This window comes from Bacillota bacterium (genome assembly GCA_040754675.1).
Taxonomy (GTDB): domain Bacteria; phylum Bacillota; class Limnochordia; order Limnochordales; family Geochordaceae; genus Geochorda.
Map to the genome: position 1 here is coordinate 1 of JBFMCJ010000629.1, position 2,258 is coordinate 2,258.

The window sequence follows — 2,258 nt, forward strand, 5'->3', positions numbered from 1 at the left end:
GCCTCGGCGGTGGCCTCCGGGTCCTTGTAGTAGCCCTTCATCACCGTGGGGCCACGCACCACGATCTCGCCGACCTCATGGCCGTCAGGTGCCACGTCGGTGAGGTCCGGCCGAACGACCCTGACTTCCCCCGTGAGGATTTGACCGATGCCCTGTCGTGCCTTGATCCGGGCCCGCTCCTCAGGGCTCAAGCTGTTCCACTCGTCCCGCCACTCGCAGACGGTCAACCACGGGCTTGTCTCCGTCAACCCGTACACGTGGACGATTTCGAAGCCCAGTTCGTGCTCCATCCGGCGGATGAGTGCCGCCGGCGGCGGTGCGCCGCCCACGTACCAGCGGACGGCGTGTTTCGGGCGCCAGTTGGCCGTGGCCGGGTCGCTTCCCAGCATGACGAGCACGGTGGGCGCCGAACACGCCATCGTGACACCCAACGAGTCGATAAGGTGCACGATATGAGCCGGGTCGATCTTGGGAAGGCATACGTGCGTGGCGCCGACCGCCGTGACCGCCCAGACGCCACCCCAGCCGTTGACGTGGAACATGGGCAGCGTGTGGAGGTAGATATCGTTGACGGTGAGCCGGCCATGGATGATGAAATCGAGTACGTTGAGAGCGGTGTTTCGGTGCGTGAGCATGACCCCTTTGGGGTTCGCCGTGGTGCCGCTCGTGTAGTTGAGGGTGATGAGGGCCTCCTCGTCGAGTTCATCGACGTCTATCAGGCCCTGACGGAAAACGCCGTCTCCGGACAGACGCTGGCGTTCCGTGAGGTCCTCCGAGTACAGCACCTCCTCCCCGCGGCCTGCGTTGCGGGCCGCTGCCGTCTCACCGGAAAGCAGGACAAGCTGAAGCGAGGGAAGTACCTGGCGCAGCGAGACAGCGAGGTCGGCGAAGGTCGGGTCGGCCAGGATCGCCTTTGCTCCGGAATGGCTGAGGATGTAGCGGTAGTCGCTGGGGCCCAGGCGGGTATTCAGGGGTACCAGTACGCCTCCTGCCAGGGGTACGGCATAATAGCACTCCAGGGCCCGGTGGGTGTTGGGCGACAGGACGGCAACCCGGTCGCCAGGGTCAATGCCCAGCCCACGCAGCCCCCTCGCCAGTCGCTCGCAGCGAGCCGCGAACTCTCTGTACGTGAGCCGGACATCACCGTCGATGACCGCTGTCCGGTCACCGAAGATCCGGACAGCCCGCTGGAAAAACACCAGCGGTGAGAGCGGTGCTCGCATGCCGCTACCCCCAAAATCCCCTATTGGGGAGGCGTAAGATGAGCCATCACCAGTTCAAACTGGCGGCGGACGTACTCGTCGAGCGTGAACAGCCGCCGGAAGTGCCACCCCTTTAGTGCCCACATGTGACCGAGCAGCACGATGTCGTAGGCCACGAGGTGTGCATCGACCGGCCGGAAGGCCCCCTGGTCGATGCCTGCGCCGATGATTTCTTCAAAGTAGCGGTTAGTTTCGAGTTCCCGTTGTTTGATGTAGGACCGTCCGGCCTTGTCGAGCGCCCAGCTCTCCCGGTAAGCGATGAGCGCGCGGTCCGGTTCCCGGTCGATGATCCCGTAGTACGCCCGCATCGCCTCGAACAGCTTGCGGTCGGGCGGGAGAGGCAGGTCGATGACGGGAGTGAGAACGGATTCATAGAGGTCCATCAGGCGCTTGAAGACGAGAAGGAGGATATCCTGCTTGCGAGTCACGTAGCGGTAGATGGAGCCCACACTCATGCCGGCATGCATGGCGATCTGTTCGATGGTCGTGCCGCTGTAGCCACACTCACTGAAACACCGAGTGGCGGCCGCTTCGATGAGCATGCGCTTTTCGTCCAGCAAGGCCTCGTTAGCCGTACGGCTCCCGATGTAAGGAGCGGACACCGCACCGGCCGCGGGCCGGCCATCGGCGTCGCCGATCCGCTTCGTGGCACCTTTCACTCCCATGCGCCGCTCGCGCTCCTCGCCCACGGGGCCGACTCGCGCATGCGAGACCGGCCTGCGGGTGAATGAAGACTTATTCACAGACTTCAAGCTCATTATAACGGGTCTAGTTACCGGTTCCAAGTTCCAGTGGTTCGCCGATGACCGTCGTTACAGGCAGAGAACTCGCAGGAACTCGTAATACCTCCTTCAGACTGGGCGCCGGCCGCTTTTTATCGATAGGAAGCGTTTGCAATGGCGGTTCGCAACCCGGTAGCCTGAAAAAAACGCTTGCAGGAGGCGACCGAAGGTGACAGGTAGCACCGCACCGGAACCGCGCCCAGGGGCATTCGAG

The 2,258-nt window shown here is 63.4% G+C and carries 2 protein-coding genes; both read right to left on the bottom strand.

Going from position 1 to position 2,258, the window contains the following annotated elements; all coding sequences use genetic code 11:
* Positions 1 to 1,223: AMP-binding protein (locus tag AB1609_21805; GenBank protein MEW6049070.1), on the bottom strand; the 1,223-nt coding region annotated here is incomplete at its 3' end.
* 20 nt (positions 1,224 to 1,243) lie between these two features.
* The gene (locus AB1609_21810; GenBank protein MEW6049071.1) at positions 1,244 to 1,927 is read right to left on the bottom strand and encodes a TetR/AcrR family transcriptional regulator; all 684 of its coding nucleotides are present in this window, start codon (positions 1,925 to 1,927) and stop codon (positions 1,244 to 1,246) included.
* Positions 1,928 to 2,258: the final 331 nt, after the last annotated feature.

Coding starts and splice junctions, on each gene's coding strand:
- AB1609_21810 (MEW6049071.1), bottom strand. CDS start 1,927: ATGGGAGTGAAAGGTGCCACGAAGCGGATCGGCGACGCCGATGGCCGG.